Here is a 23496-nt window from a genome sequence, read left to right as displayed (position 1 = left end):
CCGAGAGACACTGGATTTGCCATGACCGACCTTTCCGAAGCACGGCTGTACGACGCGGCGTTGTACGACGAGGCGCCCCTTTCGTCCTACGTCGACATCGTGCTGGCGCGGTGGCGGCTGGTGCTGGGCATCGCGGCCGGCGTGTTCCTGCTGGGGCTGCTGTACGTGGTGTTCGCGACGCCGATCTACCGTGTCGACGCGACGATCCAGGTCAACGAGTCGACGGCGGCCGGCAATTCGCCGTTGCACGACATCGCGGCGTTGCTCGACAACGGCAGCACGACCGCCGCCGAACTCGAGCTCGTGCGCGCGCGCATGGTGATCGACCAGGTCGTGTCGAAGCAGCATCTCAACGTGATCGCCGAGCCGCGCTATTTTCCGCTGATCGGCCGCTGGGTCGCACGTCGCTACCGCGACGACGGCGTGGCGCCGCCGCTGTGGGGATTGTCGCGGTTTGCGTGGGGCGGCGAGCGGTTCAACGTCGTCACGTTCGAGACGGCCGGCAAGAAGAGTCACGACGGCATCGACGTGCTGGACGGGATCTGGTTCACCGTGACCGCCGAAGGCGGCGGTCGCTACGTGCTCCGAAACGAGGACGACGACGTCGTGCTGAAGGGCGCGGCCGGTGTGCCGGCGCACGGGGAGTTCAAGGGGCAGCCGTTGACGCTGCTGGTCGCCGATCTCGATGCGCGCCCGGGCACGGTGCTGCGGCTCAAGCGCATCCCGCAGCTCGAGGCGGTGTCGCAGCTGCAGGACGACCTGACCGTCGAGGAAAAGGCCAAGCAATCCGGCATCCTGTCCGTCACGCTCGAGGGCGACGACAAGGTGCGCATCCGGGAGATCCTGAAGGCCGTGGTCGACGGCTATGTCGCGCAGAACCGGGATTACCGGAGCGAAGAGGCCGCCGCGACGCTGAAATCGCTCGAGGCCAGCATGCCGACGGTCGAGAAGACGCTGAAGGATGCCGAGGAGCGGTACGCGGAGTTTCGTTCGCGGACGCGCACGGTCGATCTCGACGAGCAGGGCAAGCTGCTGCTCGGCCAGGAAGTGGACATCGAGACGCGCACGTTCGAACTCAAGCAAAAGCGCGTCGACCTGATCGCGCGATTCGCCGACGGCCATCCGGCCGTGCTGGCCCTCGACGCCAACCTGGCGGAACTGGCGGGCAAGGCTCAGGAACTGAAGGCGCGCGAAGCAAGGTTGCCGAGTACGGAGCGGGAAGGGCTGGCGGTGCTGCGCGACGTGCGCGTCAACACCGAGCTGTACACCAACCTGCTGAATACCGCACAGCAGCTCAAGATCGCCAGGCAAAGCGAGATCGGCAACGTGCGTGCGGTCGACGAGCCGGTCCTGCCGGTGAAGCCGGTCAAGCCCAAGCGCCTGCTGCTGGTTGCGCTGTCGCTGTGTCTCGGGATCGCCCTGGGCGTGGCCGCGCCGTTCGCGCAGCGGGCGGTGTGGGGGCGTGTCGAGCATTCCGAGCACCTCGAGCAGGCGCTGGGCGTGCCGGTCTACGCGGTGGTCCCGCATAGCCGCGAGCAGCGGCGTCTGGTGCGAAGCCAGCAACGGACGATGCAGGGCGCGCATGTGCTCGCGTCGGAAATTCCCGAGGACGTGACCGTCGACGCGATTCGCAGCCTGCGCACGACGCTGCAGTTCACGATGTCCGAGTCGGGGCACCACGTGATCATGGTCACGAGCCCGCAGCCCAATGCGGGCAAATCGTTCCTCTGCGCGAACCTGGCATCGCTGTTCGCATCGGGCGGCAAGCGCGTGCTGCTGATCGATGCGGATATCCGCCGCGGCCAGGCGCACCGTCACTTCGGGTTGCAGCCGGCGCCGGGCCTGCCGGACGCGATCGCGAGCGGTGCGCTCGAGCGCGGCGTCCAGCGCTCGGCGATCGCCGGCGTCGACGTGCTGGCGCGCGGTGCGGTGGCGCGCACGTCGGAGCTGTTCAACGACGGCCGCTTCAAGGTACTGCTCGACACGGCGGCGCGGCTCTACGACATCGTCATCGTCGATACGGCGCCGATCCTCGCGCTGCACGATGCAGCGACCATCGGCCGCCACGGCGCGACGACGCTGCTGTGCGTGCGGCATGGCCGCAGTTCCATGCCGGAGATCCGCGAGGCGGAGCGTCGCCTGCGCAACGCGGGCATCGCGATCAGCGGCGTCGTGCTGAACGACGTGCCGCGGCGCCAGGCCGTCTACGGCGCGTATGGCGAAGGGAAATACGCGTATGAAACCGAGCACTGAGCCGGCGATGCGCGACCTCGCGCTGCGCACCGCGAACGACCACGCGTCGTCCGGCGGCGAGCGGCTCGGTGCGCGCACCGTCCGCAGCCTGGCGTGGGCGCTGGTGCAGGCGTGGGGCGGCAAGCTCGTCACGCTCGTCACGTATCTGCTGGTCGCGCGCTGGCTCGGTCCGGCCGACGTCGGGCTCGCGGCGGCCGTCACGCTGTCGCTGTCGCTGGTCCTGATGATCGCCGAAGGCGGTCTGGGCGACGCGGTGGTGCAGCGCGCGATGCTCGACGACGACGATCTCGAGTGGCCGTTCGTGTTCTCGATCGCCATGGCCGTCGTGCTCGCGGCCGTGCTGTTCGCGCTGGCCGGGCACGTCGAGACCTGGCTGGGCGTACCGGGTCTCGCGCCGTACCTGCGGGTGGCCTGCATGTTCGTCCCGGTCGGTTCGGCAAGTTCGTTCCAGGAAGGGCTGTACAAGCGGCGGCTGGATTTCCGCACGCTGGCGATGCGCCAGCTCGTGGCGGTGAGCGTCGCCGGCGCCGTGGCGGTCGCGCTGGCGGTTGCGGGCGCCGGCGCGTGGAGCCTGATCGCGCAGGCGGCGACCTTCATGACGATGTCCGCGCTCTGGCTCTGGCGCAGACCGGTCTGGCATCCGCGCGGCCGCCGCAACGCGTCGACCTTCTGGCCCATCGCGCGCTTCGGCGGCCACGTCGTCGCGTCGCGGCTGATCGACTGGTGGGCGACGCGCACCGTGGACCTGATCGTCGTCGCGCTGTACGGCGCGGCCGGGCTGGGCATCTATGCGATCGGCGCGCGGCTCTACCAGACCGCGCTGGAACTGCTGTGCCGCGCCGCGACCGACGTCGCGCTCGCGGTGTTGTCGCGCGTCGCGCACGACGCCGGGAAAATGGCGGCCACCTACCTCGACGTCACGGGGCTGGCCGCGATGGCCGCGGCGCCGCTGTTCGTGCTGATGGCCGTGCTGAGCCGCGACATCACCTTCGTGCTGTTCGGCGCGCGCTGGGCCGGCAGCGCTGCGATCATGACGCCGCTGATGGCGCTCGGCGCGGTCCAGACGGTCCAGTTCGTCAACGGCGCCTTCCTGTCGGCGCGCGGCCGCCCCAACGTCACGATGTGGCTGACGATCGTCAAGCTCGTGCTGGTGCTGGGCGCGATGCTGTGCCTGCCGTCGCACGACGTCGCCGGGCTGGCGTGGCTGTACGTCGGGGCGGTGCTGCTCATCACGCCGCTCAGCTTCGGCGCCGTCGTCGTCGAGCTGTCGGTCGATCCCGGCCGCCTGCTGGGCCGGCTCGTGCCGCCTTATCTGATCGCGCTCGGCTGCGCGCTGCTCGTCTCGCGGCTCGGCGCGCACCTCGGCGGCGTGCCCGTCATGGTCCGGTTGCCGTTGCTGATCGCCGGCTTCGTCGTCGCGTATGCCGGTGCGACCTGGATGCTGCGCCGTCAGGCCGCACGGCAAACCGTGTCGATGCTGATCGCGTTGCGCGATGCGAGGAAAGCGGCATGAACGGCCTCGTCCGCCAGGTGCCGCGGCACCACGCGTCGTCGCCGGGCGCGGCGGTGCCCGTGCCGCACGCGCGCTTCGATCTCGCGGACGCCGTGCTGCTCGTGCTGCTGCTGCTGAACGCGATCCAGTTCCTGAAGATCGGCGGCGCGCAGCTCGGCCAGCTGTTCGCGGTGCTCGTGCTGCCGGTGCTGCTGGTGCGGCGCCGGATCCCCGGTAGCGCGTGGGAAATCTGGACCTTCGTGCTGTTCGTCGGCGCCGCGCTCTCGACGACGTTCCTGTCCGGCTATCCGCACTTCAAGGCGGCCGAGCAGATCGTGAAATTCGTGTTCGTGATGCCGGCGTTCTACCTGATCGGCCGCTACTACGGCGCTCGGGCGCGCCGGCGGCCGCTGCCGTTCGGCTATGTCGCGATCGCGGGATTCCTGGCGTTTCAGTACGCGCTGCAGTACTTCGACGTCCCGGTGCTGTACGAGAAAGTCGATTTCATGCAGAACGCGATTCACGGCTCGTTCAAGGAGCGGAACTGGTTTGCCGCGTTCTTTTTCCTGGCCGCCTACGCGTGTTTCCTGCAGTCGCCGCGCCGCATTCCCGACGTCGTGAAGTTCGTGGCGCTCGCACTGGTCGTGACGCTGCTGAGCGAATCGAAGACGGTGCTGATCGCATGCGCGATCGTGATCCTGTTCCAGGTGCGCGGCTACTTCTTCGCGAAAGTGCTGACGATGGCCGCCGGGGCCGGGTTCTATCTGTACATGTTCATGCGCGAACTGACCGGCGACCAGTTGCAGGTCCGCCTGCAGCAGGAGCGCGGGCTGGCCTTCACGGAGTCGATCAAGCTGGTCGGCCGCGACTGGATCGGCCATGGCTTCGGCTTCGTCGAACACTACTTCTCGCATTCGGCCGTCGCCGTCCGCGGGCTCGGCGAGGGCACGAGCGCCGTCTTCTGCGCGCCGCTGGACCTGATGCTGGTCGCCGGCCCGATCGGACTGCTTGCGTGGGCAGTGTTCTTCGGCGGCCTCGGCCAGGGCCGGCGCGCGATGGTCGTGCTGGCGCCGATTTCCGCCTGGTCGCTGATCAACCCGATGCACCAGAGCGAAACGTCGTACCTGTTCATCGGCTTTCTCGCGTCGTTCGCCTTCGTTCCGCGGGCGGCACGCCGGAAAGCCCGCACCGCGCCGCGCGTCCCGCGGCCCCGATCCCTTTTCCCGTCCGGGCCTATTCGATGAAATTCTCGCTCATCATGGCGACGCTCGGCCGCAGCGACGAGATCGAGCGCATGTTCGATTCGCTGCTGCTGCAAGCCTATGCCGACCTCGAAGTCATCGTCGTCGACCAGAATCCGGACGACCGCGTCGAGCGGATCGTCGACCGCTATCGCGACCGGTTGACGATCGTCCACCTGCGATCGCAGAAGGGCAAGTCGCGCGCGACGAACGTCGGGCTGAAGGCCGTGACGGGCGACGTGGTCGGCTTTCCCGACGACGACTGCTGGTATAGGCCGGGGACGCTCCATGCGGTCGCGGCGCGCCTGTCGGCCGACCGCATGATCGACGGCGTGACGGGGATGAGCGTGGACGCCGCGGGCCGGCCGTCGCAAGGGCGGTGGGCGACGTCGGCGCAGACCGTGAACCGTTTCAGCGTGTGGGTGTGCGCGACGTCGTACACGATCTTCCTGCGCCGGACCGCCGTGACTGCGGCTGGGCAGTTCGACGTCGACCTGGGCGTCGGCGCGACCTCGCGCTGGGGCGCGGGGGAAGAGGTGGACTTCCTGGTCCGCGCGTTGCGGGCCGGCTGCCGGATCGACTACGACCCGCACCTGCGCGTCCATCATCCCGAGCCGCTTGCCGTGCTCGACGAGCAGGCGTATGCGCGCGGCCGACGCTACAACCGCGGGTTCGGGCATGTGCTACGCATCAATCGCTATCCGCTCGCGTACGTCCTTTACATGATCGCGCGGCCGGTGGCCGGCTGCGTGCTGTCGTGCGCGCGCCGCAATCCGCGGCGGGCGAAGTACTACTGGATCGCCGCGTCGCATCGGCTGCTTGGCTGGATGGACTGAACGATGAGCTCGATCCTCTCCCCGTCGACGGACATCGACGCACGAGCCGGTCGCACCGGGCGCGCACCCCTCACGGTCTACACCGACACGCGCTGGCCGGTCGGCACCGGCATCTACAACGTGATGGCGGCCTACGCCCAGCGTGCGCCGTCGAGCGTGCGCATCGCTCCGCTGACGGTCGGCGGAGCGGTCGCGCACCCGCTGTCGCCGCTCGCGTTGAGCCGGGCGCTGCGACGGCTGCCGGCCCGCCATGCGGTGTTCTGGAATCCCGGGTTCGTACCGGCCACGTTGCCCGACTTTCCGTCAGTCGTCGTCGTGCACGACCTCACGCATCGCCACTTCTACACGCGCGCGCACCGCTTCTACTACGACACCGTCCTCCGGCCGCTGTACCGGCGCTGCACGGCGATCGTCTGCGTGTCGGAGTTCACGCGCGACGAGTTCCTGCGCTGGTCGGGCATGCCGCCGGAGCGCGTTCACGTGATCCACAACGGAACCGACGATGCATACCGGCGCAACCGCGACACGCTCGGCTATCCGTTTCCGTACGTGCTGTATCCGGGCAACCGGCGCAACTACAAGAACCTGCACCGGCTGATCGAGGCGTTCGGCGCGAGCGGGCTGTTGCCGCTCGGCGTGCGCCTGATGCTGACCGGCGAGCCGGACCCGGCGCTGCTTGCGCATGCCGCGCAGCACCGCTGCGCCGAAGGTCTCGTGTTCGCGGGCGTATTGTCGAACGACGCGATGCCGAAGCTGTACCGCGGTGCGCTGTTCGTCGCGTTCGTGTCGCAGTACGAAGGGTTTGGCTTGCCGATCCTCGAAGCGATGGCGTCCGACGTACCCGTGCTGACGTCGATCGTGTCGGCGATGCCGGAAGTGGCGGGGGCCGCCGCGATGCTCGTCAATCCGCTGTCGGTCGTCGACATCGCGGTCGCGATGCGCCGGCTCGGCACCGAGGCCGCATCGCGGGACGCGCTCGTCGCGCGGGGCCGTGAGCAGATTCGCCGGTTCGACTGGGACACATCGGCGAGCCGGTTCTGGCAGCTCGTCGAGCAGGTCGGCGCGTCGGCGTGACGCGCGCATCAACCCACAGAGCCGGGCAAACCGGCCGACATGATCAACCACGGCGCGGGGTATCACGATGGAAACCGAAGGAAGAATCAGCGTCATCGTCGTCAATTACGGCACGCCCGACCTGACGATTCGATGCGTGGCGTCATTGACGTCGCTGCGCGTCGCGCTCGCCGACGATATCGTCGTCGTCGAGAATGCGTCGCCGGACGACTCGTACGCGCGGCTGCGACGCGAGCTGCCGGGCGGCGTGAGGCTGTTGCATGCCGCATGCAATCGCGGTTTCGGCTCGGGTGTGAACTTCGGCATGGCCGCCTGCCGGCGCGACTTCGTGCTGGTGGTCAATCCCGATACGCGGTTCAGCGAGAACGGGCTGGCCAGGGTGCTGGAGTTGTTCGACACGCGCCCGGAGGCCGGGCTCGTCGGGCTCGACCTGCAGTATCCCGACGGCCGGCGCCAGTATTCGGCACGACGGTTCTACAGCTGGCTCGACATCCTCGCGCGCCGCACCGCGCTCGGCCGCTCGAACCGCTTTCGCGCGCGGATGGCCCGGCACCTGATGATCGATGCATGGTCGTGCGGCAATCCGTTCGATGCCGAATGGGTAATGGGAACGGGCTTCGTGGTGCGGCGCGACCTGTTCGAGTCGCTCGGCGGCATGGACGAATCGTATTTCCTCTACATGGAGGACGTCGATTTGTGCGCGCGGACCTGGCTGGCCGGCTATCGCGTGCTCGGCATGCCGGGCGTCACACTCGTGCACGAGCATCAGCGGCAGTCGGCGGCGAGCCCCGTCTCGCGGGCGGGACGGCATCATCTGCGCAGCCTGTGGCGCTTCTACCGCAAGTTCCACGTGCCGCTGTCGTTGCCGCCCGGCGTGTCGCGGATCGCCCGGCAATGACGCACGTCCGGCCGTATCGCGTGGTCCTGCGTGCCGTCGCCGCCGCACAGTGCGCACTGTGCGCGCTGGCCGCGCACGGCGCCGATGGCGCGCAGACCGTCCCGCCGGTGCACGGCGTGCATGCGGGCAGCGTGCACGCGCGGGCATCGGCGTCGGCATCGAGCGTGCTGCTCGCGCAGGGCGGTGTCGCGCGCTACGGCGTGCATGCCGGCGCGGCGGATGCCGTCACGCGCCATGCGGCCGACGAGATTGCCGATTACCTGTCGCGGATCAGCGGTGCTTCGTTCGCCGTGTCGGACCACGGCCAGGACCGGATGCCCGCCATCGTCGTCGGCGGCGAGCACGCGGCGCAGCGATGCGGGCCGGCGAACGCGGCGGGGCTCGGCAGCGACGGCTTCGTCATCTGCCGCAGTAGTGGCGACCTCGTCATTGCAGGCGACACCCCGCGCGGCACGCTGTTCGGCGCGTACTGGTGGCTCGACCGCAAGCTCGGCGTGAAGTGGCTCGCGCCGGATGCGACCGAAGTGCCCCGGCGGGCCGAGCTGCGCGTCGACGCGGCACCGGTCCGGCAGGTGCCGCGCTTCGCGTACCGCGAGGTGTTGAGCGCGGAAGGCGAGGACAAGCCGTTTCGCGCGCACAACCTGCTGAACGGTGAGTCGCACGGCACGTCGTATCGCGCATCTCCGCCCGGGATCGACATGTGGGATCGCAGCTGGCTCGCGCGGGACGGCGACGCCGATTTCTGGACGCTCGTGCCGCACGACCGCTACGCGGGCGCCCACCCCGCCTGGTATGCGGGCGGGCAACTCGCGATGATGTCGACCGACGTCCGCGCCACGATGGCCGCCGAGATCGTGAAGCGACTGAAGCGCCTTCCCGATCCGGGCCGCATCTGGTTCGGCATCCGCGACATGGACTGGGGCTGGGACCCGGACGCGGCCAGCCGCGCATTCGTCGATGCGCACGGCGGCGCGCTGTCGGCGGCGTTTCTCGACATGGTGCGGGACGTGTCGGCGCAGGTCCGGGACGCGGTGCCCGGCGCGCGTTTCGCGATGCCGGCCTATCACTGGGGCTTCACGCCGCCGGACGGCATGCAGGTGCCGGATCACGTTCGCGTGTATCCGATGACGATCCAGGTCGACTACAGCGTCGCGCTCGACGAGGACCGCAACGCGCGGCTGCGCGACGGCCTGCGGCAGTGGAACGGGATCGCGCGGCACATCACCGTCTGGGATCACGTCGTGAACTTCGGCGGCTACCTGCAGCCGACGCCGAATCTCTATCCGGTCGGCCGCAGCATCGCGTGGCTCGCCACGCTGCCGAACGTCGACGGCTACTTCGCGGAAGGCGACTGGCAGTCCCGCGGCGGCGAATTCGCGAGCCTGCGCGTGTGGCTGATCGCACGGATGCTGTGGACGCCGACGGCGGACCCGCGCCAGCTCGTCCGTGAATATTGCGACGCCTATTACGGTGCGGCGGCCCCGGCCGTCATGCGCTATATCGACCGCATGCATGCGGCGCTGCGCGCGAGCGGCGACGTGCTCGCCGAGCAGACGCCGGTCGGCATGTCGATGTACACGTACGACTTCGTGCGCCAGTCGGAACGCGATTTCGACGCAGCCGCCCGTGCGGTCGACGCGGATGCCGTGCGCAGCGCGCGCGTGCGCCAGGCGCGCGTGCCGCTCGATTTCGTGATCCTCGCACTGCGCGACCGCTACGCGGCGCGTGCCGCGGAGGACGGCTGGGATCTCGATGTCGGCGCGCGGCGCGCCCGTCTCGACGCGGCGATCGCGGCCGCGGGCATCCGCCAGTATCGGCAAAGCGGCAATCTCGCGGCACTCGGCGCGTTGCTCGATATCGACCGGCATCCCGTCGTCGCGCCGCCGCTCGTGACGGGGCTTGCCGACGGCGACTGGCGCGCGATCGACGTGTCGCGCGTGAACCTCTACGACAGCGCGCGCATGGTGGCCGACCCGGCTTCGCTCGATGGCGCGGCGATCGCGATTCGCGGCGATTCGGGCGCCTGGGCGATCCAGCTCAAGCTCGACAAGCTGCCGCGCGACGGGCGCTGGGATCTCTACGCATCGGTGCGCGTGCCGGAAGTCGGCGGGACGGGCGCGGCCGCCGTGCGTGTCGGCGCCTACCCGCCGATGACGCTGCGCACCGACACGCCGGCGCGCACGCTCGACGACACGCAATTCCGATGGCTGCCCGTACCGGGCGGCCCGTTCGCGTACGACGTCGATCACGAGAAAGGCATCTATGTCCACGGTGTCGGCTTCGCTCGAGGACAGTCCGTGCGCGTGGGCGCCTTCGTCGCCGTTCGTCACCGTGCACCGGACGGCGCGCCGCCGCCCGTTCCGCTGAAAGGAAACGCCTCATGAAAGTCGCCATCGTTTCGCCCATTCCGCTGTTTCCCGTCAATGCCGGCAACCGCAGTCGCGTCCTGAATCTCGCGCGGGCGGTGAGGTCGCTCGGCTGCGACGTGCATTTCGTCTATCTCGAGTCGCGCCAGACGGGCGGCATGGATCTCGATGCGCATCGCGAGGAGTTCGGCACCGACCGCGTGTCGGTATTGCGTCGAGCGGGCCTGGCACTGGCGCGCTATCGACTCAAGCGGGTCGCGTGGCTCGTGCGTCGCCTCGCCGCGAAAGCGGCCGGCAGCCGGCATGCGTATTACACGGGGCTCGACGAACTGTTCAGCGACAGCTTCTCCGGGCAGTTGCACGCGCTGCAGCACCGCCATGCATTCGACGCCGTGTTCGTCGAGTACGTGTTCTATTCGCGTGCGCTCGATGCGTTTCCCGATACGGTCGTGAAGGTCGTCGACACGCACGACATCTTCGCGGACCGGCACGTGCCGTTCATCGGCCGCCCCGGCGCGAAGCGCTACATGTTCTCGATTCCGCCGGAGCGTGAATGCGACGGACTGCGCCGTGCGCACGTCGCGCTGGCCATCCAGGCCGAGGAAGGCGACCTGCTGGCGGCGCGCCTCGGCGGCGGCGACACGCCGTCGGTCGCGGTCCTGAGTCACCTGCTCGCGTTTCCGCCGCAGGTGGACTGCGCGCGGCATGCCGATGCGACCTTTCTCGGCAGCGACAACCAGCCGAATCGCGATGCCGTGAAGTACTTCGTCGACGAGATCCTGCCGCACGTCGTGGCCCGCTTGCCGGCGTTTCGCCTGCATCTCGCCGGCACGATCGCGGCGGCTGTGCCGGACGGGCCGCACATCGTCAAGCGCGGCATCGTCGCCGAGTTGGGCGACGCGTTCGCGATCGCGCCGATCTCGATCAATCCGATGCTGCTCGGTACCGGCATCAACATCAAGCTGCTCGAGAGCATGGCGCTCGGCGTGCCGATCGTCAGCACGCGGACCGGCGCGCGCGGCCTCGGCGAACGCGACCTGCGCGGCGTGACCGTCGTGCGGGACGGCGATCCGCAGGGCTTTTCGGATGCCGTCGTCCGCCTCGCGACGGACCGCGCGCAGCGTGTCGCGCAGGGCGCGGCCGCACGCGATGCCGCGCTGGCCTGGCACGAAGCGCAGCTGGGTGTCCTGCGCGAGACGCTCCGGCGTCGGCCGGTTGCGGCACACGCGTGACGGATGCATCCACCGAAACCGTCGAACCACACTGAGGAATCGAACATGTCGAAACTGACCGATCTGAAGCAGCGGCTGCGCGTGTGGCTGTATGTCACGCGGCTGACCAGGCAATGGCGTCGTGAGGCCGCACGGCGTGGCGCGGACGACGCTGCCGCACCGGGCGCCCATCTGCTGATCCTGCCGTGCGATCCGTGGACGCTGGTCGGCTCGAAAGGCGACGAGGCGATGCTGCGTGCGGTCGTCGAGCGGTTGCGTCTTGCCAATGGCACGTTGAAGGTGTCGGTCGTCACCGCCACGCCGGAGGCGGCGGACGCCGCGACCCGGCTCGGCTTTCAGGCGGTCGACGCATGGCGCGAACCATGGCGCCTGATGGACACCGTCGAACGGCTGGCCGCATTGCGGCCGAGCGCGGTGGTTGTCATCGGCGCCGACGTGATGGACGGCTACTACTCGCCGATGACGTCGCTGCGGCTGCTGGCGACGGCCGACCTGCTGGTCAGGCGCGGCGTGGCCGGCACGATCCTCGGCTTCAGCTTCAACCGCCAACCGTACCGGCAACTGAGGCATGCATTCGATCAAATCGACGCGCGGCTGCTGGTCAATGTGCGCGACGGCGTCTCGCTCGACCGATTCAGGCGTTTCAGTTCGACGCCCGCCGAGCTCGTGGCGGATTCCGCCTTCATGCTTCAGCCGGACGACGCGTCGGATTGCGTCAGGCGTACGGCGTCGTGGGTCGCATCGCGGCGTGCGGCCGGCGACATCGCGATCGCATTCAACCTGCACCCGATGCTGATCCGCCGGGCCAGCGACGCGGATATCGCCGCGCTCGTCGCGTCGGCGCAGGAGGCGCTGCGCGGACTCGCGACACAGCATCGCGTCAGCATCGTCCTGCTGTCTCACGACTATCGCGGCCGCGACGGCGACGATACCTGTCTGGAGCCGCTGCACGACGCATTGGCCGCGACGATGGGCGACCGGCTGTGCTACCCGCGTGCCCGCATGTCGGCGGCCGAACTGAAGGCCATTTCGGGGCAGGTCGACGGCGTGGTGACCGGCCGCATGCATCTCGCGATCGCCAGCCTCGGCATGGGTGTACCCGTCGCGGCGCTGACCTACCAGGACAAGTTCCAGGGGCTCTTCAGTCATTTCGGACTGCCGGATACCTTCCTGTTGAAACCCGACGAAGCGATGCGTGCCGCGCGCCTGGCGGCGGTGCTCGATCGCTTCGTGTCGGAACTTCCGCAACTGCGCGCCCAGGTGCACGCGGCGCTGCCGCGCGTCAAGGAGGCGTCATGCAGGAACCTGCGCGGCGTGATCCATGCGATCCAGCCTTCGTGAGCGGGCGTTCCGCCATTTTTTTCGCATGCGAAGCCGCGCCGTGTCGCGTGCGGTCGAACCGCAACTGTCGAGTCTTCCCTGAACGTGTCAAATGAAAAGTCCCACCATTCGCGAACTGCAACAGCAACTGGGTCAACTGAACCTGATCGTCGAGGAAGTCCGGCAGAAGGAGAAGCAGGCCCGGCTCAAGGAGATTGCCGAGCACGTCCGGCAGTTCGGCATCACCGAAATCGAGTTGCTGCGCGCGGCAGGCTTCATCAAGGCGCAGCCCCGGAAGGCGCCGGCGAAATACTACGACCCGAACACGGGCCGCTCGTGGTCGGGGAAGGGCGCACGTCCCCGGTGGCTGGCCGGCAAGAACCTCGACGACTACCTAATCCGGGAAACGCCGCAGCCGTGGTGGCCCGAAGCACGTTGACGGTCGATCGGTGCAGGTGTCCCGATGCGACGCCGGTCATGCCGGCGTGGCGAGAGTGAACTGAATTCCAGAGGCAATGTGGCATATGCGGAATCCCGATACGGACCCGGTCGATCCTCCCGACAGTGTGGAACCCCGGAAAAAGACCAGCTATCGCGCCCCGGCGCTCGAGAAAGGCCTCGATATCCTCGAGCTGCTCATCGATCGCCAGTACGGCATGGCGCAGGCGGAAATCTGTCGCGCGTTGAAGCGCAGCCGAAGCGAGCTGTACCGGATGATGCAGGTGCTCGAGGACCGCGGCTACATCTACAGGGTGGATCGCTACGACCGGTACGCGCTGACCATGAAGCTCTACTTCCTCGGACAGCATCATGCGCCGACCCGATCGCTGGGCGCGCTCGTCACGCCGCTGCTGCAGCAGTTCGCATTGCAGATGGTCCAGTCGTGTTACCTGACGGTGTTCGACGGCGACACGATGATCGTTATCGCAACGGCCGGCGCCGAAACGGAATGGAACATCGCGGTCCGTGTCGGGACGCGTGTGCCGCTGCACGGCAGCGCGGCGGGCGAGATGTACCTGGCCTTTCAGGACGAAGCGGTGCGGGCCGGTTTGTCGCGGGCCGGCGGGCACGATGTTGGCCCGCGCAATCCGCCGCCCGGCGACGATGCATTGCCACCCCATCTGGCCGATGGCTATCTCTGCCGCCCCAACGCGCGCATTCCCGGCATCACCGATATCGCGACGCCGATCATCGACAAGTCGGGTTCGGCCATCGCGATCCTCGCGTGCCCGTACCTGGCGCTGCCGGGAGAGGCGGGCGCGAGGTCGGTCACGCAGATCGGTGCGGCTTTGTACGAAACGGCCCAACGTATCGCCGCGACGGTCGATCAGCGGTTCATGCAATCGGTCGTCGACCTGCCCGCGCGCGGCGCGGCGTGCGCTTGAGGGGGCGGACCCCGGCGGGCTATGAGCTTGCGTCGAGTCCGACCATCCAGGCAACCGGCATCGGCGACAGCGCTTCCGAGGTACTTTGGGCGGGGGATTTGAATATCGACACCACCCAGGTATCGGACGCTCGCCTGGCGATCAGTCTTCTCGCGCAAGTCGCAGCAAGATGTCGGCGAGGGCGCGAATTTTAGGTTGTTCCGCACGTTGGGGCGGATAGACGAGGAAGTAGGAAAGGCCGTCCTGAACCACATCCTCGAACGGTATCACCAGCGATCCGGCACGGAGCCGGTCTCTTGCCATTCGTGGGTCGCCGATGGCAATGCCGTGTCCTTCCATCGATGCCGCGAGCGTCAATTCGAGGGTATCGAATACGAGCCCACGCCTCGCATCGATCTGGTGTGCGCCGACATGATCGAGCCAGCATTTCCACTCGGCGTGGCTGGGCCCGGGATGGAGCAGGTCGACATGCGCAAGGTCGGAAACGGATCGCAGTGATGTCGCCAACGCAGGCGCGCACATCGGCGTGAGCATCTCGGAAAACAGCGGTACCGCTTCCATGCCGGTCCACTGTCCCGTGCCCCGCACGACGATGGCGTCGACGTCGGACGTCGAGAAATCCGGCGTATCGTCCGCGGATGTCGAAATACGAAGCTCCGTCCCGCTCATCGCACGATGAATCTCCGGCAGCCGCGGGAGCAACCAGCGAATGGCGAACGTGGACGGCAGCTGCAACGTGAGAACCGAGGTCGCCCGTGCCTGGACGTCCGCGTGCTGAACCAGTTGCGTGAGCACGTTGACCGCGACCGTCAGCAGGGCATTTCCTTCTGCCGTCAACGTCAGGCCCGATACATGGCGCACAAAGAGCGCGCATCCATAATGCGATTCCAGCTGCTGTATCTGGCGGCTCACCGCGCCTTGCGTACGGCAGAGATGATCCGCAGCCTTGCTGACGCTGCCGAGCTGCGCCGCAGCGACGAATGACTGGATCGCTGCCAACGGCGGGAGCGGCCGCGTCAGGTCAGCCAGCGGATATGCCTGCGCTGCATACCCGGATTGCAAATTTTTCGATTGTTCGGTCATCGGTGCGTCGCTATCGTGCGTCTACTGGATGTCCTGTTCTGACGAATGAACGGGGTTGTCGACGAATGATCGGAGGATAATTTTGGGCTCAATGTCGGAATCACGCCATGCGCAACAGGTTCGCGCCTACCTTCGGGAACTGGAGCGAGGCGATGTCGGTGCCATCTGTGCGCTATTTACGCCGGACGCGCAGATTTTCTCGCCATTTCTCGGCTGGATGCACCCTGAGCCCTTCTTTTCGAAGGTCGCTGCCGCGTCGGGAGAAAGCAAGATTACACCGATCGATATCTGCGTCAGTGCGAGCGGGGCTCGACGTGCGACAGGTTACTTCATCTACGACTGGGGGCTGAAAGACGGCTCGGTGGCGCGCTTCGAGTGCGTCGACGTGTTCGAGTTCGACGCGGCGGGGCTGATCGAACGGATGATCATCATCTACGACACCCATCCGATTCGCAGTACGGTCGGCGACAAGTATGCGTGACTGAATCGGTGTCGCTCGAGAGCAGGTGTTGTTGCAGCATACGGACATTCGACGCGCGCTTGACGGGTTTCACTTCGAGACCGTGCCGATTCAGTACACGATTGGCGAAGGCGTGGCGTAAGCAAAATGCCACGTTTCCCCCTACTGCGAGGCGATCCGAAACAACGGATGATTCAATCACATGGTCAGACGGATGACACTCGCGTTTTTTGCCAGCGAGAGGCTTGATGTAACGGGCAGTAGCGGGGGGTGTCATGGATTTTCTGGAAACAGGGCGGGCGGTGAGTCCGATCGGGCAGAAGGCTCGCACCGTTGAACACGTCGGGTCCGACGACGAGAAACAGACGTACCACGCGGCGACGTCCATGTGGTTGAAGCTGGAGCAGCTTCAGATCGTGCAACAACTCGTCGAGCCACTGGACGCAGGCAAGCAGCCGACACTTTCCACGTCGCTACACGGCGTGGCGAGTATCGAAGGGCACGAGTTGTTGATCATGGGCGACACGCACCGCTCGACGCGCACGCTTCAGGTGACTTTCGAGGCGCGCGACGTCACCGCGGCCGACTTGCTGGGCCTGCGTGCGCTGGAAGACGAGCTGGGTACCTCGTTGTCCGACGTCGCGCTCGGCAGTGCGCGACTCGGCTTCAATCGTGCCGACGACGAAGTCGACGAGCCCGATCAATGGTGGCTCGCCTGCCACATTCCCGACGCTTGCCTGCAGGTGCTTGCGAAGGCAAGCGCGGATGGCCAGCTTGGCGCGGTAGAGTTGGGATTGACCATGCGACACCTTTATTTGGCCGGGCGCCCGACGGCCGACGCCGCGCAGCAGTCCCGACTTTTTCTCAAACCCAATGACACGATCGAATGGCCGACGATTGCAACGGGTTATGTCACCGGCCTTCGAATCGACTTTGCGACGACTTCATTGCGTGGCACCGAGCGGAGCGGAGAGCAGGGAACCGACGCTACGACGAAACTCGTCGCGGATTCGGTGGTCTCGCTGGGCCTCAAGCTCGCAAACCTCAATGTGACGGTGAGATGGATTGGCGTCCTCATCGTCATCTTGCTTTTCCTCGAATTTCTCGAGCGACTCTGATCCATTTTACGTAGGCACACCGACACCGACAAGCATGGAGCGGGTCGATAACGGTCCCACCCAAAAAGGGCGAGCGCCGGGTACGTCGGTTTAGCTGATGTTTGATTTGAACCACGCGGTACTTTCCGAGGTCAGCAAAAATAACCCCGCAACAATTTCTATGGCGATGCTTATCAAGCCCACGACGTTATTCTGCCCGGAGGATAGTCCATCCGCAAAAAGATGATGGAGCGCAGCTGCGGCGAGGAGTGCCGTAACGAAAAGTGCAAGGTTCCTTGCCCAGAGCTTTCCAGCTGAAAGGCGCGTGATGGTGAATGCGTAAAATACAAGAAATACCGCAAGCAACCCAAACAACGTGATTGCCGCTTCCCTTTCATTCGTCATGTTGAAAGGCGGAACGCCCACTCCAGCAACGATTCGCAGGAAGGAAACTGAAAATACAAGCCAGTAGACCGCGACTGCGGCTCGAACGGATTGCGGAGCTTGGTGGTCGGGTAAAAAGCTGAACTTGCTTTTTGCTTTCAAGGAAACCTCCGCAAGATTCGATGTCGAGGCCGGCTAGCCTGATGATCTTAGTAAAGTTTCTAAGCATCTTCCAGCAAGAAACAGCGCCGATTGCACACGCGGCTGCTACGTTGGCGACGACGGTGACCACGCTCGATGCGAACACCGTCGCCGGGTTCATTACTTCACTTTGAACGAATAGTCTCCGTGCGTGCGATGTCCGTCCGACGCGACCGCGACCCAATGCACTGTATACGTGTCGGGCGTTAGTGTTGGCAGCGAAACATGCATTGACTTCGTGTTGTTCGGATCGACCTCCGCCTTCGCGGTATTCACCTGCTGACCATTTGCATTGCTGACGTTCAACGAACTGAACGCAGGTTCAAGCGGTCCGTCGAACTCGATCGCCACCCTTGTCGGTGCCACCCCTTCGGCGCCCGCCGACGGTGACTGCTTTTGCGGAAACACGTGAGCGAATGCCGTCGACGCGAGCAAGATGCCTGTCGCGATGGCGGCTGCGCGCACACCGGGACGATCTCGTTCAAAGGCCGGCATGGCTATTCCCCTTTCCCGAAAAATGGCTTGCCAAGCGAGCGGGGCATGACGTCGTCCAGAAACAGGTGCGCCTGAAACAGGACACCTACACCCTTTCCGCTCGCATGGTTGACTGGAATGACCGCTTCGGCGCCAAACTGGCCCCATCGGTTGAGCCAGAGCAGGCCGGGATTGATGCTGCCCGTGGTGTGTCCCGAACAGGGACCGGCGGTACAGGTACTCATCGGGAACTCGACGACCGGGATCAGGTTATTGAACGGCGCCTTGAGTCCCACATCCTGTACGACATTCTGCAGGTACGGGAGGCTGTATTGCATGGTGACGCCCCAGCTCAACGAATCCGGGTCGGCGCTGTTCAACGTCAGGCGCGGACCGAGGGTGCCGGTGATCGCGAGCGGCTTCAGATACTTCAGGCTATCCGGCAAATCGCCGAATCCCTTGCCGACATAAAGCGTTGGCGTGATCGCCGAGTGTGGATCGGCGATCGCGCTTGCGCCGGTGCCGCCCAGTTCCGCGACCGCGCCAACCGAGGCCATGAACTCGTGCCGTTCGTTCACGTAAAAGCGGTATTTGACGCCGATGGCGAAGTTGTCGAAGCCGCGGGCCGATCCACCGTTCGGTGCGTTGATGTCGACGTAGGTTCCGACTACTGAAAGGGCCAAACTGGGCGTGATCAGCTTGTCCCATTCGAGAGATGTCGTATTGGTGTTCTGCTCGTCGCCATCGTCGGTCAGCGATTTGACGTGGCCGAATTCAAGATTGAGTTCGTCGCCGACACCAGGGTCGTCGACCGCCATCGTCGCCGGGAAGACCCGATTGCCGGCGATAGCGTGCGCCGATGCAGGTGCGGGGAACAGAAGCGGGATAGCGAGCGTAGCCGACGCGAGCACGGCCGCAAACATCGGCTTACTGCCGGGTTGAGAAATGGTGCGCATGATTCGATCCTTGTGTGAGGCGCGACATGTGCTCGCGAGCCTGTAAAACGACGCGCGAGAACACGACGATGCAAAGGCATCTGCATCGTCGCCGGGCTGACTCGATCAGGACGAAAACGGAGGCGCACGCGGCTGGGCCGCAGCGAAGTGGAACGTGCTGTGGAGTGTTTGAAACGGGGTAGGCGAAGCGCGATGAACCGCCGAATCGATCGGCACGAATCCCGCGGCCCCACCCAGTAACGCGGGTATGTCGGCAAGCAGCCCGCAATATGCGCATGCCTGCCAGTGGGCCGCATTCTCGGGTAACGGCGAGTGGTCGGGAGTTGTAATGTCCGCGCCGTTGCGTGCGGTACAGAGCGCCCCGGATACTGCGTCGAACTGGCGTTCGGACGAAAGACTCTGCGATACCGTTGGCGCGAGCGTCGCCATCAGGATTGCAAGCAATCCCAGGAGGCTGCCCATCTTCCTGCGAAAAAGAGCGGACATGACGGTGGCGCAATCGCGTACCGGACGGTACGTTGCCGGAATTATGGCATGGGCGCCGAATGGTCCGGATGGGTAAGCACCCTACTTGTGCGTAGGCATCGGGAGGTGCTTCGCGCCTGTTCGTGCGATTCGCCTGCGTCCGCCTTGTAATGTGCGACTGCTTGCTTTGGAACGCTAACGGTTCACGAAGGAGGGTGAGCGTCGGTCCTGGAGAAGATTCATGTGCCGAGCCTTGTCAGACGAGGCGTAGGTACTGCCACATCATCGGGGCGACGGTAGCAGTTGCTGCGGCAGGGTACCTGCGCACGACACGGCACCCCACCGCATGTTCAATCGAACGGGACGGCCAGCCGGTCGATCACCGAGCTGGTCTCGGGGCGTATGCCGCGCCACCACGCGAACGCTTCGGCCGCCTGCTCGACCAGCATGCCGACGCCGTCCGCGATCCCGTGCACCCCCGCGTTTTTCGCGAGCCGGAGAAACGGCGTGAGGCGTTTGCCGTATGCAAGTTCGTAGGCCGTGCCGGTCGGACTGAATACGCTCGGCGGGACCGGCGGCAGGTCGCCGGTCAGGCTGGCCGACGTCGCGTTGACGACCAGGTCGAAACGCCCCATCCGCGCGAGGTCTGCATAGCCGCTGGCAACGAGCGAACCGCGTCCTGCGACCTGCGCGGCGAGTGCGCGCGCCTTGTCGACGTCGCGATTCGCGATGACGAGTTCGGCCGGTCCGGCTTCGAGGAACGGCAACAGCGCGCCGCGTGCGGCGCCGCCTGCACCGAGCACCAGTACACGCTTGCCGGCCATCGGCAGATGGAGGTTCGCTTCGATATCGCGAACCAGTCCGATTCCGTCGAAGTTGTCCGCCAGGATGCGGCCGCCGTCGAACTTCAGCGCATTGGCCGCGCCCGCGAGCTGCGCGCGCTCGCTGCGTTCGTCCGACATCGCGAACGCGTCGAGCTTGAACGGCGCGGTGACGTTGATACCCTTGCCGCCGCCGTCGAAAAACGCACGAACCGCGGCAGTAAAGGCGCCCGCCGGCTCGACGGGGCCCTCGATGGCCGTATAGACGATGTCCTGCCGCGTTGCTTGTGCGAAGAGGCCGTGAATCAGCGGGGATTTCGTGTGCCCGATCGGATTGCCGATCACCGCGTATTGGTCGGTCATCATTGGTTCTCCTTCGAATAGAGGACGCCATCGGCCTGCATCGCATCGATTTCGGCCGAATCGAACCCGAGGGAGCGCGCGATTTCCGCGTTGTGCTGCCCGAGATCGGGCGCGACGTCGCGAATCGTCGTATCGCAATCGGAAAACCGGAACGGCAGATTGGGCAGGCGCAGTGTCCCGTAGCGCGGATGGTGTTGCTCGACGACCATGCCTCTGGCCTGGATCTGCGGATCGTTCAATACCTCGTCGATGCGCTGCACCTTCGCGCAGGGAACGTCGATCCCGTCCAGCAGATCCAGTACCGACGCGACGGAACGCGCGGCCACCCACGGCTCGACGACCGACAGGATCTCCGCACGGTGCGCGTTGCGTCCGGTGCTGTCGTGAAACCGCGTGTCGGTGCCGAAGCCGGCCGGGCCGCCGTGCGCCGCGATCAGTTCGGCGAAGCGCTTCCACGCGTCGTCGACCTGCGCGGCGATCACGAGATCGCCGTCCGCGGCACGGAATACGCCATAGAGCGTCGAGGTCGGCATGTCGTGCCCGGTCTGCTCGGGCAGCACGCCCTGCAGCGTGTAGCACTGCACCGCGTATTCGTGCATCGATACCAGCGTGTCGTACAGCGCCATGTCGACGTGTTGCCCGCGGCCGCTCTTCACGCGCCCCAGCAGCGCGGCATTGATGGCCGCGACCGCGTGAATGCCGGTGTACATGTCGCCGAGCGAGATGCGCAGCAGCGGCGGCCGCTCGCCCGGCGTGCCCACCATCTGCATGATGCCGCTCTTGGCTTCCGCGATCAGCCCGAAGCCCGCGCGGTGCGCATCGGGACCGGTGTGCCCGTACGCCGAAATCGAACAGTAGACGAGGCCCGGATTGCGCGCCGACAATTCGGCATAGCCGAGCCCGAGCTTGTCCAGCGCACCCGGCCGATAGTTCTCGATGAACACGTCGGCCGAGTCGCACAGGCGCTGCATGAACGCCTTGCCGCGCGCGTCCTTCATGTTGACGCTCACGCCGCGCTTGCCCATGTTGAGCTGGAGGAAGTAGCCGCTTTGCTGGTCGTCGAGCACGGTCGCGTGCTGGCGTCCGGCGTCGCCGGAGCCGGGGCGCTCGACCTTGATGACTTCGGCGCCGAGCGCGGCGAGACAGCGACCGACATACGGACCGGCAAGGAAATGGCTGTAGTCGACGACGCGAATGCCTTCGAGTGGGCGAGCCTGCATTACAGGGCCTCCGGGCGCCGCGGCACCATCAGGCGATGTTCGCCGTGTTGAACGACCTGGCCGTCCTGATTGATCAGCTCCGACGGCAGCACCACGATGCCCCAACCCGGGCGACTCTTGCTGGCCCGCATCGAACCGACGCGGAACTTGACGTGAAGCACGTCGTCGACCTTGATCGGCAGTACGAAGTCCCACGTCCAGCCGAGCGACATGCCGGGCAGGAAGCGGTAGTCGCTTTGCGTCTTCAGGCCGTCGGCGATGGACAGGCCGAACAGCCCGTGCGCGACGAGGCAGCCGAAATGGCTCGCGTTCGCGTATTCCTCGTCCACGTGGACGGGCGTATGGTCGCCGGTGAGATCGGCGTACGCGAGAATGCGCTCCTTGGTCACGATGTAGCTCGGGCTCGTGCACACGTCGCCCTCGCGTGCGTCGTCCCAGTATTTTTCGACGATCATCATGTTCACGCCTCCGCGCGCGGATTGATGGCCAGCGCCTGCGCGACGCAGGAAGCCGGTCTGGCCTGGATCAGTTCGACGGCAAGCCCGTCGGGCAGGCGAATCCAGTTCCGCCCTTGCGGCATCTCCGTCACGCCGAATCGTTGTGCCGCGGCCAGCGCGGCCTCCAGGTCTTCGCACATCACGCCGAGATGGGCGAGCCGGCCTTCCGGGCCTTCGTGTTCCGGCGCGTGGATGAACTGCATGCCGCCGAGCGTCCAGTACTGCCGCGGCGCGTCGAGCGTGCCGTCCACTTCGCGCAGCGTCATGCCGAGCACGTCCTCGAAGAAGCGGATGTGCCAGCGGATATCCTTCACCCAGATCGCGACGTGTTCCAGATAAGCTTTCGTGGCGCTCATGCGGCAGCCTCCTCGCGTTGGCGATCGGCCATCGCGCGCTCCAGCCCCTTGACGCAGGCGACGAGCGTGGCATTGACCGGCGTCGGCACGCCGTAGCGCTGCCCGGCACGCACGACCGAACCGTTGATGAAGTCGATCTCGGTGATCGAGCCCTTCTCGAGGCTCTGCAGCATCGAGGTCTTGAAGGTGGCGGGCAGGCCCTCCGCGGCGAGCGTCCATGCCTGTTCGGGATCGGTCATCGACAGCTTGACGCCGGCGGCCTGCGCGGCCGCGATTGCTTCGGCCACGGCCGCGAGCGACGTCGCCTTCAGCAGCGGCTCGTCGTAGAGCTGCCCGTAGGTGAGGCCGGTCAGGCCCGTCAGCGCGCCGGTCGCGACATTCACCAGCAGCTTGTCCCACATGGTGCCGACGATGTTGTCGCTGATCGTCGTCGCGAGGCCGGCCGTATTGAACGCGTCCGCGATCGCCTGCACACGCGGCGTGATGCGGCCGTCGAGTTCGCCGATGTAGGTGTATTTGCCGATCACGCCGGATTCGATATGACCCGGGCCGCGCAGAACGCCGCCGACGTAGGTCTTGCCGGCGAGGACGCGCTCGCGGCCGACGGCGTCGCTGAGGATGTCCTCGTGGCCGAGGCCGTTCTGCAGCGACAGCACGACGGTATCGGGCCCGACCAGCGACAGGGCGCCGCGGATCGCAGCGTCGGTGTGGAACGACTTGACCAGCACCACGACCACGTCGGCCGTGCCGACTTCGGCTGCCTGCGTCGTCGCGTGCACGCGTACTTGGCGGGTGCCGCCCGCGTCGTCGACGCGCAGGCCGTCGCGGTTCATCGCATCGACGTGCGCGGGCGAGCGGCCGATCAGCCAGGTCTCATGGCCGCCTTGGGTGAGGGTGGCGCCGATCGAACAGCCCAGTGCGCCAGCGCCCAGAATTGCAATTTTCAACGGTGTCTCCTCGATGGTTGGCTTCACGATAGGAGTCGCCGTTCATATCCACAATACAATGGATACAATGACGTC

The 23496-nt window shown here is 66.3% G+C and carries 23 protein-coding genes; 13 read left to right on the top strand and 10 right to left on the bottom strand.

What is annotated here, in order from left to right:
• Positions 1-21 precede the first annotated feature (21 nt).
• The 11 genes from AC5LXX_RS35125 to AC5LXX_RS35075 all read left to right on the top strand — a co-directional run bounded on the left by AC5LXX_RS35125 (position 22) and on the right by AC5LXX_RS35075 (position 14097).
• Positions 22-2253: a polysaccharide biosynthesis tyrosine autokinase gene (locus AC5LXX_RS35125; protein ID WP_493413773.1), complete on the top strand. Its 2232-nt coding sequence runs from the start codon at positions 22-24 to the stop codon at positions 2251-2253.
• Positions 2237-3766, top strand: coding sequence for an oligosaccharide flippase family protein (locus AC5LXX_RS35120; protein WP_493413772.1), 1530 nt, complete (start codon positions 2237-2239; stop codon positions 3764-3766). Before AC5LXX_RS35125 ends, AC5LXX_RS35120 begins: the two co-directional genes overlap by 17 nt.
• Complete coding sequence (locus tag AC5LXX_RS35115; RefSeq protein ID WP_493413771.1) at positions 3763-4989, top strand: hypothetical protein; 1227 nt, start codon at positions 3763-3765, stop codon at positions 4987-4989. Before AC5LXX_RS35120 ends, AC5LXX_RS35115 begins: the two co-directional genes overlap by 4 nt.
• Positions 4986-5822: a glycosyltransferase family 2 protein gene (locus AC5LXX_RS35110; protein WP_493413770.1), complete on the top strand. Its 837-nt coding sequence runs from the start codon at positions 4986-4988 to the stop codon at positions 5820-5822. Before AC5LXX_RS35115 ends, AC5LXX_RS35110 begins: the two co-directional genes overlap by 4 nt.
• Positions 5823-5825: 3 nt before the next feature.
• A complete protein-coding gene (locus AC5LXX_RS35105) occupies positions 5826-6896 on the top strand; it encodes a glycosyltransferase family 4 protein (RefSeq protein WP_493413769.1) in 1071 nt (356 codons plus the stop codon).
• 67 nt (positions 6897-6963) lie between these two features.
• Positions 6964-7794 (top strand): glycosyltransferase family 2 protein, encoded by an 831-nt coding sequence (locus tag AC5LXX_RS35100; protein ID WP_493413768.1) that lies wholly within the window; start codon positions 6964-6966, stop codon positions 7792-7794.
• Entirely contained in the window at positions 7791-10178 is a 2388-nt protein-coding gene (locus AC5LXX_RS35095) for a DUF4838 domain-containing protein (RefSeq protein ID WP_493413767.1), read from the top strand. The genes AC5LXX_RS35100 and AC5LXX_RS35095 overlap by 4 nt, the downstream gene beginning before the upstream one ends.
• Entirely contained in the window at positions 10175-11392 is a 1218-nt protein-coding gene (locus AC5LXX_RS35090) for a glycosyltransferase (RefSeq protein ID WP_493413766.1), read from the top strand. The genes AC5LXX_RS35095 and AC5LXX_RS35090 overlap by 4 nt, the downstream gene beginning before the upstream one ends.
• A gap of 45 nt (positions 11393-11437) precedes the next feature.
• A complete protein-coding gene (locus tag AC5LXX_RS35085) occupies positions 11438-12733 on the top strand; it encodes a polysaccharide pyruvyl transferase family protein (RefSeq protein WP_493413765.1) in 1296 nt (431 codons plus the stop codon).
• A 91-nt stretch (positions 12734-12824) separates the two neighbouring features.
• A complete protein-coding gene (locus AC5LXX_RS35080) occupies positions 12825-13151 on the top strand; it encodes an H-NS histone family protein (protein WP_124455694.1) in 327 nt (108 codons plus the stop codon).
• Positions 13152-13236: 85 nt separating this feature from the next.
• Positions 13237-14097, top strand: a complete 861-nt coding sequence (locus tag AC5LXX_RS35075) for an IclR family transcriptional regulator (protein WP_124455693.1) — start codon at positions 13237-13239, stop codon at positions 14095-14097.
• A 141-nt stretch (positions 14098-14238) separates the two neighbouring features.
• Here AC5LXX_RS35075 and AC5LXX_RS35070 read toward each other — a convergent pair whose 3' ends face one another.
• A complete protein-coding gene (locus AC5LXX_RS35070) occupies positions 14239-15180 on the bottom strand; it encodes a LysR substrate-binding domain-containing protein (RefSeq protein ID WP_493413764.1) in 942 nt (313 codons plus the stop codon).
• A gap of 91 nt (positions 15181-15271) precedes the next feature.
• Between AC5LXX_RS35070 and AC5LXX_RS35065 the strand changes: the two genes are divergently transcribed.
• Both AC5LXX_RS35065 and AC5LXX_RS35060 read left to right on the top strand, forming a co-directional pair.
• A complete protein-coding gene (locus tag AC5LXX_RS35065) occupies positions 15272-15661 on the top strand; it encodes a nuclear transport factor 2 family protein (RefSeq protein ID WP_493413763.1) in 390 nt (129 codons plus the stop codon).
• A 254-nt stretch (positions 15662-15915) separates the two neighbouring features.
• Positions 15916-16758 carry a hypothetical protein gene (locus AC5LXX_RS35060; protein WP_493413762.1) on the top strand — a complete coding sequence of 281 codons (843 nt, stop codon included), beginning with the start codon at positions 15916-15918 and terminating at the stop codon, positions 16756-16758.
• Between the two features lie 90 nt (positions 16759-16848).
• Here AC5LXX_RS35060 and AC5LXX_RS35055 read toward each other — a convergent pair whose 3' ends face one another.
• From AC5LXX_RS35055 to AC5LXX_RS35015, 9 genes are all read right to left on the bottom strand, one after another.
• Entirely contained in the window at positions 16849-17283 is a 435-nt protein-coding gene (locus AC5LXX_RS35055) for a hypothetical protein (RefSeq protein WP_493413761.1), read from the bottom strand.
• Positions 17284-17442: 159 nt separating this feature from the next.
• Positions 17443-17817 carry a copper resistance CopC family protein gene (locus tag AC5LXX_RS35050; protein ID WP_493413760.1) on the bottom strand — a complete coding sequence of 125 codons (375 nt, stop codon included), beginning with the start codon at positions 17815-17817 and terminating at the stop codon, positions 17443-17445.
• A 2-nt stretch (positions 17818-17819) separates the two neighbouring features.
• Positions 17820-18752, bottom strand: a complete 933-nt coding sequence (locus tag AC5LXX_RS35045; protein WP_493413759.1) for a hypothetical protein — start codon at positions 18750-18752, stop codon at positions 17820-17822.
• 105 nt (positions 18753-18857) lie between these two features.
• The gene (locus tag AC5LXX_RS35040) at positions 18858-19214 is read right to left on the bottom strand and encodes a DUF2946 domain-containing protein (RefSeq protein WP_493414345.1); all 357 of its coding nucleotides are present in this window, start codon (positions 19212-19214) and stop codon (positions 18858-18860) included.
• 353 nt (positions 19215-19567) lie between these two features.
• On the bottom strand, positions 19568-20401 hold the full coding sequence (gene aroE / locus AC5LXX_RS35035; RefSeq protein WP_493414344.1) for a shikimate dehydrogenase: 834 nt from the start codon (positions 20399-20401) through the stop codon (positions 19568-19570).
• Positions 20401-21621, bottom strand: a complete 1221-nt coding sequence (locus AC5LXX_RS35030) for a CaiB/BaiF CoA transferase family protein (protein WP_493413758.1) — start codon at positions 21619-21621, stop codon at positions 20401-20403. Before AC5LXX_RS35030 ends, aroE begins: the two co-directional genes overlap by 1 nt.
• The gene (locus tag AC5LXX_RS35025) at positions 21621-22079 is read right to left on the bottom strand and encodes a MaoC family dehydratase (RefSeq protein WP_493413757.1); all 459 of its coding nucleotides are present in this window, start codon (positions 22077-22079) and stop codon (positions 21621-21623) included. Before AC5LXX_RS35025 ends, AC5LXX_RS35030 begins: the two co-directional genes overlap by 1 nt.
• Before the next feature lie 2 nt (positions 22080-22081).
• A complete protein-coding gene (locus AC5LXX_RS35020) occupies positions 22082-22474 on the bottom strand; it encodes a VOC family protein (RefSeq protein ID WP_493413756.1) in 393 nt (130 codons plus the stop codon).
• Positions 22471-23421 carry a ketopantoate reductase family protein gene (locus AC5LXX_RS35015; RefSeq protein WP_493413755.1) on the bottom strand — a complete coding sequence of 317 codons (951 nt, stop codon included), beginning with the start codon at positions 23419-23421 and terminating at the stop codon, positions 22471-22473. Before AC5LXX_RS35015 ends, AC5LXX_RS35020 begins: the two co-directional genes overlap by 4 nt.
• Positions 23422-23496 lie beyond the last annotated feature (75 nt).

It is taken from the genome of Burkholderia torrens (assembly GCF_984668525.1).
The sequence above is the reverse complement of the archived record's forward strand: the minus strand, read 5'-3'. Positions and strand labels throughout refer to the sequence as shown.

Excerpts from the sequence above, each read along its gene's own strand:
- AC5LXX_RS35125 (WP_493413773.1), top strand. The coding sequence starts at position 22 with ATGACCGACCTTTCCGAAGCACGGCTGTACGACGCGGCGTTGTACGAC.
- AC5LXX_RS35120 (WP_493413772.1), top strand. The coding sequence starts at position 2,237 with ATGAAACCGAGCACTGAGCCGGCGATGCGCGACCTCGCGCTGCGCACC.
- AC5LXX_RS35115 (WP_493413771.1), top strand. The coding sequence starts at position 3,763 with ATGAACGGCCTCGTCCGCCAGGTGCCGCGGCACCACGCGTCGTCGCCG.
- AC5LXX_RS35110 (WP_493413770.1), top strand. The coding sequence starts at position 4,986 with ATGAAATTCTCGCTCATCATGGCGACGCTCGGCCGCAGCGACGAGATC.
- AC5LXX_RS35105 (WP_493413769.1), top strand. The coding sequence starts at position 5,826 with ATGAGCTCGATCCTCTCCCCGTCGACGGACATCGACGCACGAGCCGGT.
- AC5LXX_RS35100 (WP_493413768.1), top strand. The coding sequence starts at position 6,964 with ATGGAAACCGAAGGAAGAATCAGCGTCATCGTCGTCAATTACGGCACG.
- AC5LXX_RS35095 (WP_493413767.1), top strand. The coding sequence starts at position 7,791 with ATGACGCACGTCCGGCCGTATCGCGTGGTCCTGCGTGCCGTCGCCGCC.
- AC5LXX_RS35090 (WP_493413766.1), top strand. The coding sequence starts at position 10,175 with ATGAAAGTCGCCATCGTTTCGCCCATTCCGCTGTTTCCCGTCAATGCC.
- AC5LXX_RS35085 (WP_493413765.1), top strand. The coding sequence starts at position 11,438 with ATGTCGAAACTGACCGATCTGAAGCAGCGGCTGCGCGTGTGGCTGTAT.
- AC5LXX_RS35080 (WP_124455694.1), top strand. The coding sequence starts at position 12,825 with ATGAAAAGTCCCACCATTCGCGAACTGCAACAGCAACTGGGTCAACTG.
- AC5LXX_RS35075 (WP_124455693.1), top strand. The coding sequence starts at position 13,237 with ATGCGGAATCCCGATACGGACCCGGTCGATCCTCCCGACAGTGTGGAA.
- AC5LXX_RS35070 (WP_493413764.1), bottom strand. The coding sequence starts at position 15,180 with ATGACCGAACAATCGAAAAATTTGCAATCCGGGTATGCAGCGCAGGCA.
- AC5LXX_RS35065 (WP_493413763.1), top strand. The coding sequence starts at position 15,272 with ATGTCGGAATCACGCCATGCGCAACAGGTTCGCGCCTACCTTCGGGAA.
- AC5LXX_RS35060 (WP_493413762.1), top strand. The coding sequence starts at position 15,916 with ATGGATTTTCTGGAAACAGGGCGGGCGGTGAGTCCGATCGGGCAGAAG.
- AC5LXX_RS35050 (WP_493413760.1), bottom strand. The coding sequence starts at position 17,817 with ATGCCGGCCTTTGAACGAGATCGTCCCGGTGTGCGCGCAGCCGCCATC.
- AC5LXX_RS35045 (WP_493413759.1), bottom strand. The coding sequence starts at position 18,752 with ATGCGCACCATTTCTCAACCCGGCAGTAAGCCGATGTTTGCGGCCGTG.
- AC5LXX_RS35040 (WP_493414345.1), bottom strand. The coding sequence starts at position 19,214 with ATGGGCAGCCTCCTGGGATTGCTTGCAATCCTGATGGCGACGCTCGCG.
- aroE (WP_493414344.1), bottom strand. The coding sequence starts at position 20,401 with ATGACCGACCAATACGCGGTGATCGGCAATCCGATCGGGCACACGAAA.
- AC5LXX_RS35030 (WP_493413758.1), bottom strand. The coding sequence starts at position 21,621 with ATGCAGGCTCGCCCACTCGAAGGCATTCGCGTCGTCGACTACAGCCAT.
- AC5LXX_RS35025 (WP_493413757.1), bottom strand. The coding sequence starts at position 22,079 with ATGATGATCGTCGAAAAATACTGGGACGACGCACGCGAGGGCGACGTG.
- AC5LXX_RS35020 (WP_493413756.1), bottom strand. The coding sequence starts at position 22,474 with ATGAGCGCCACGAAAGCTTATCTGGAACACGTCGCGATCTGGGTGAAG.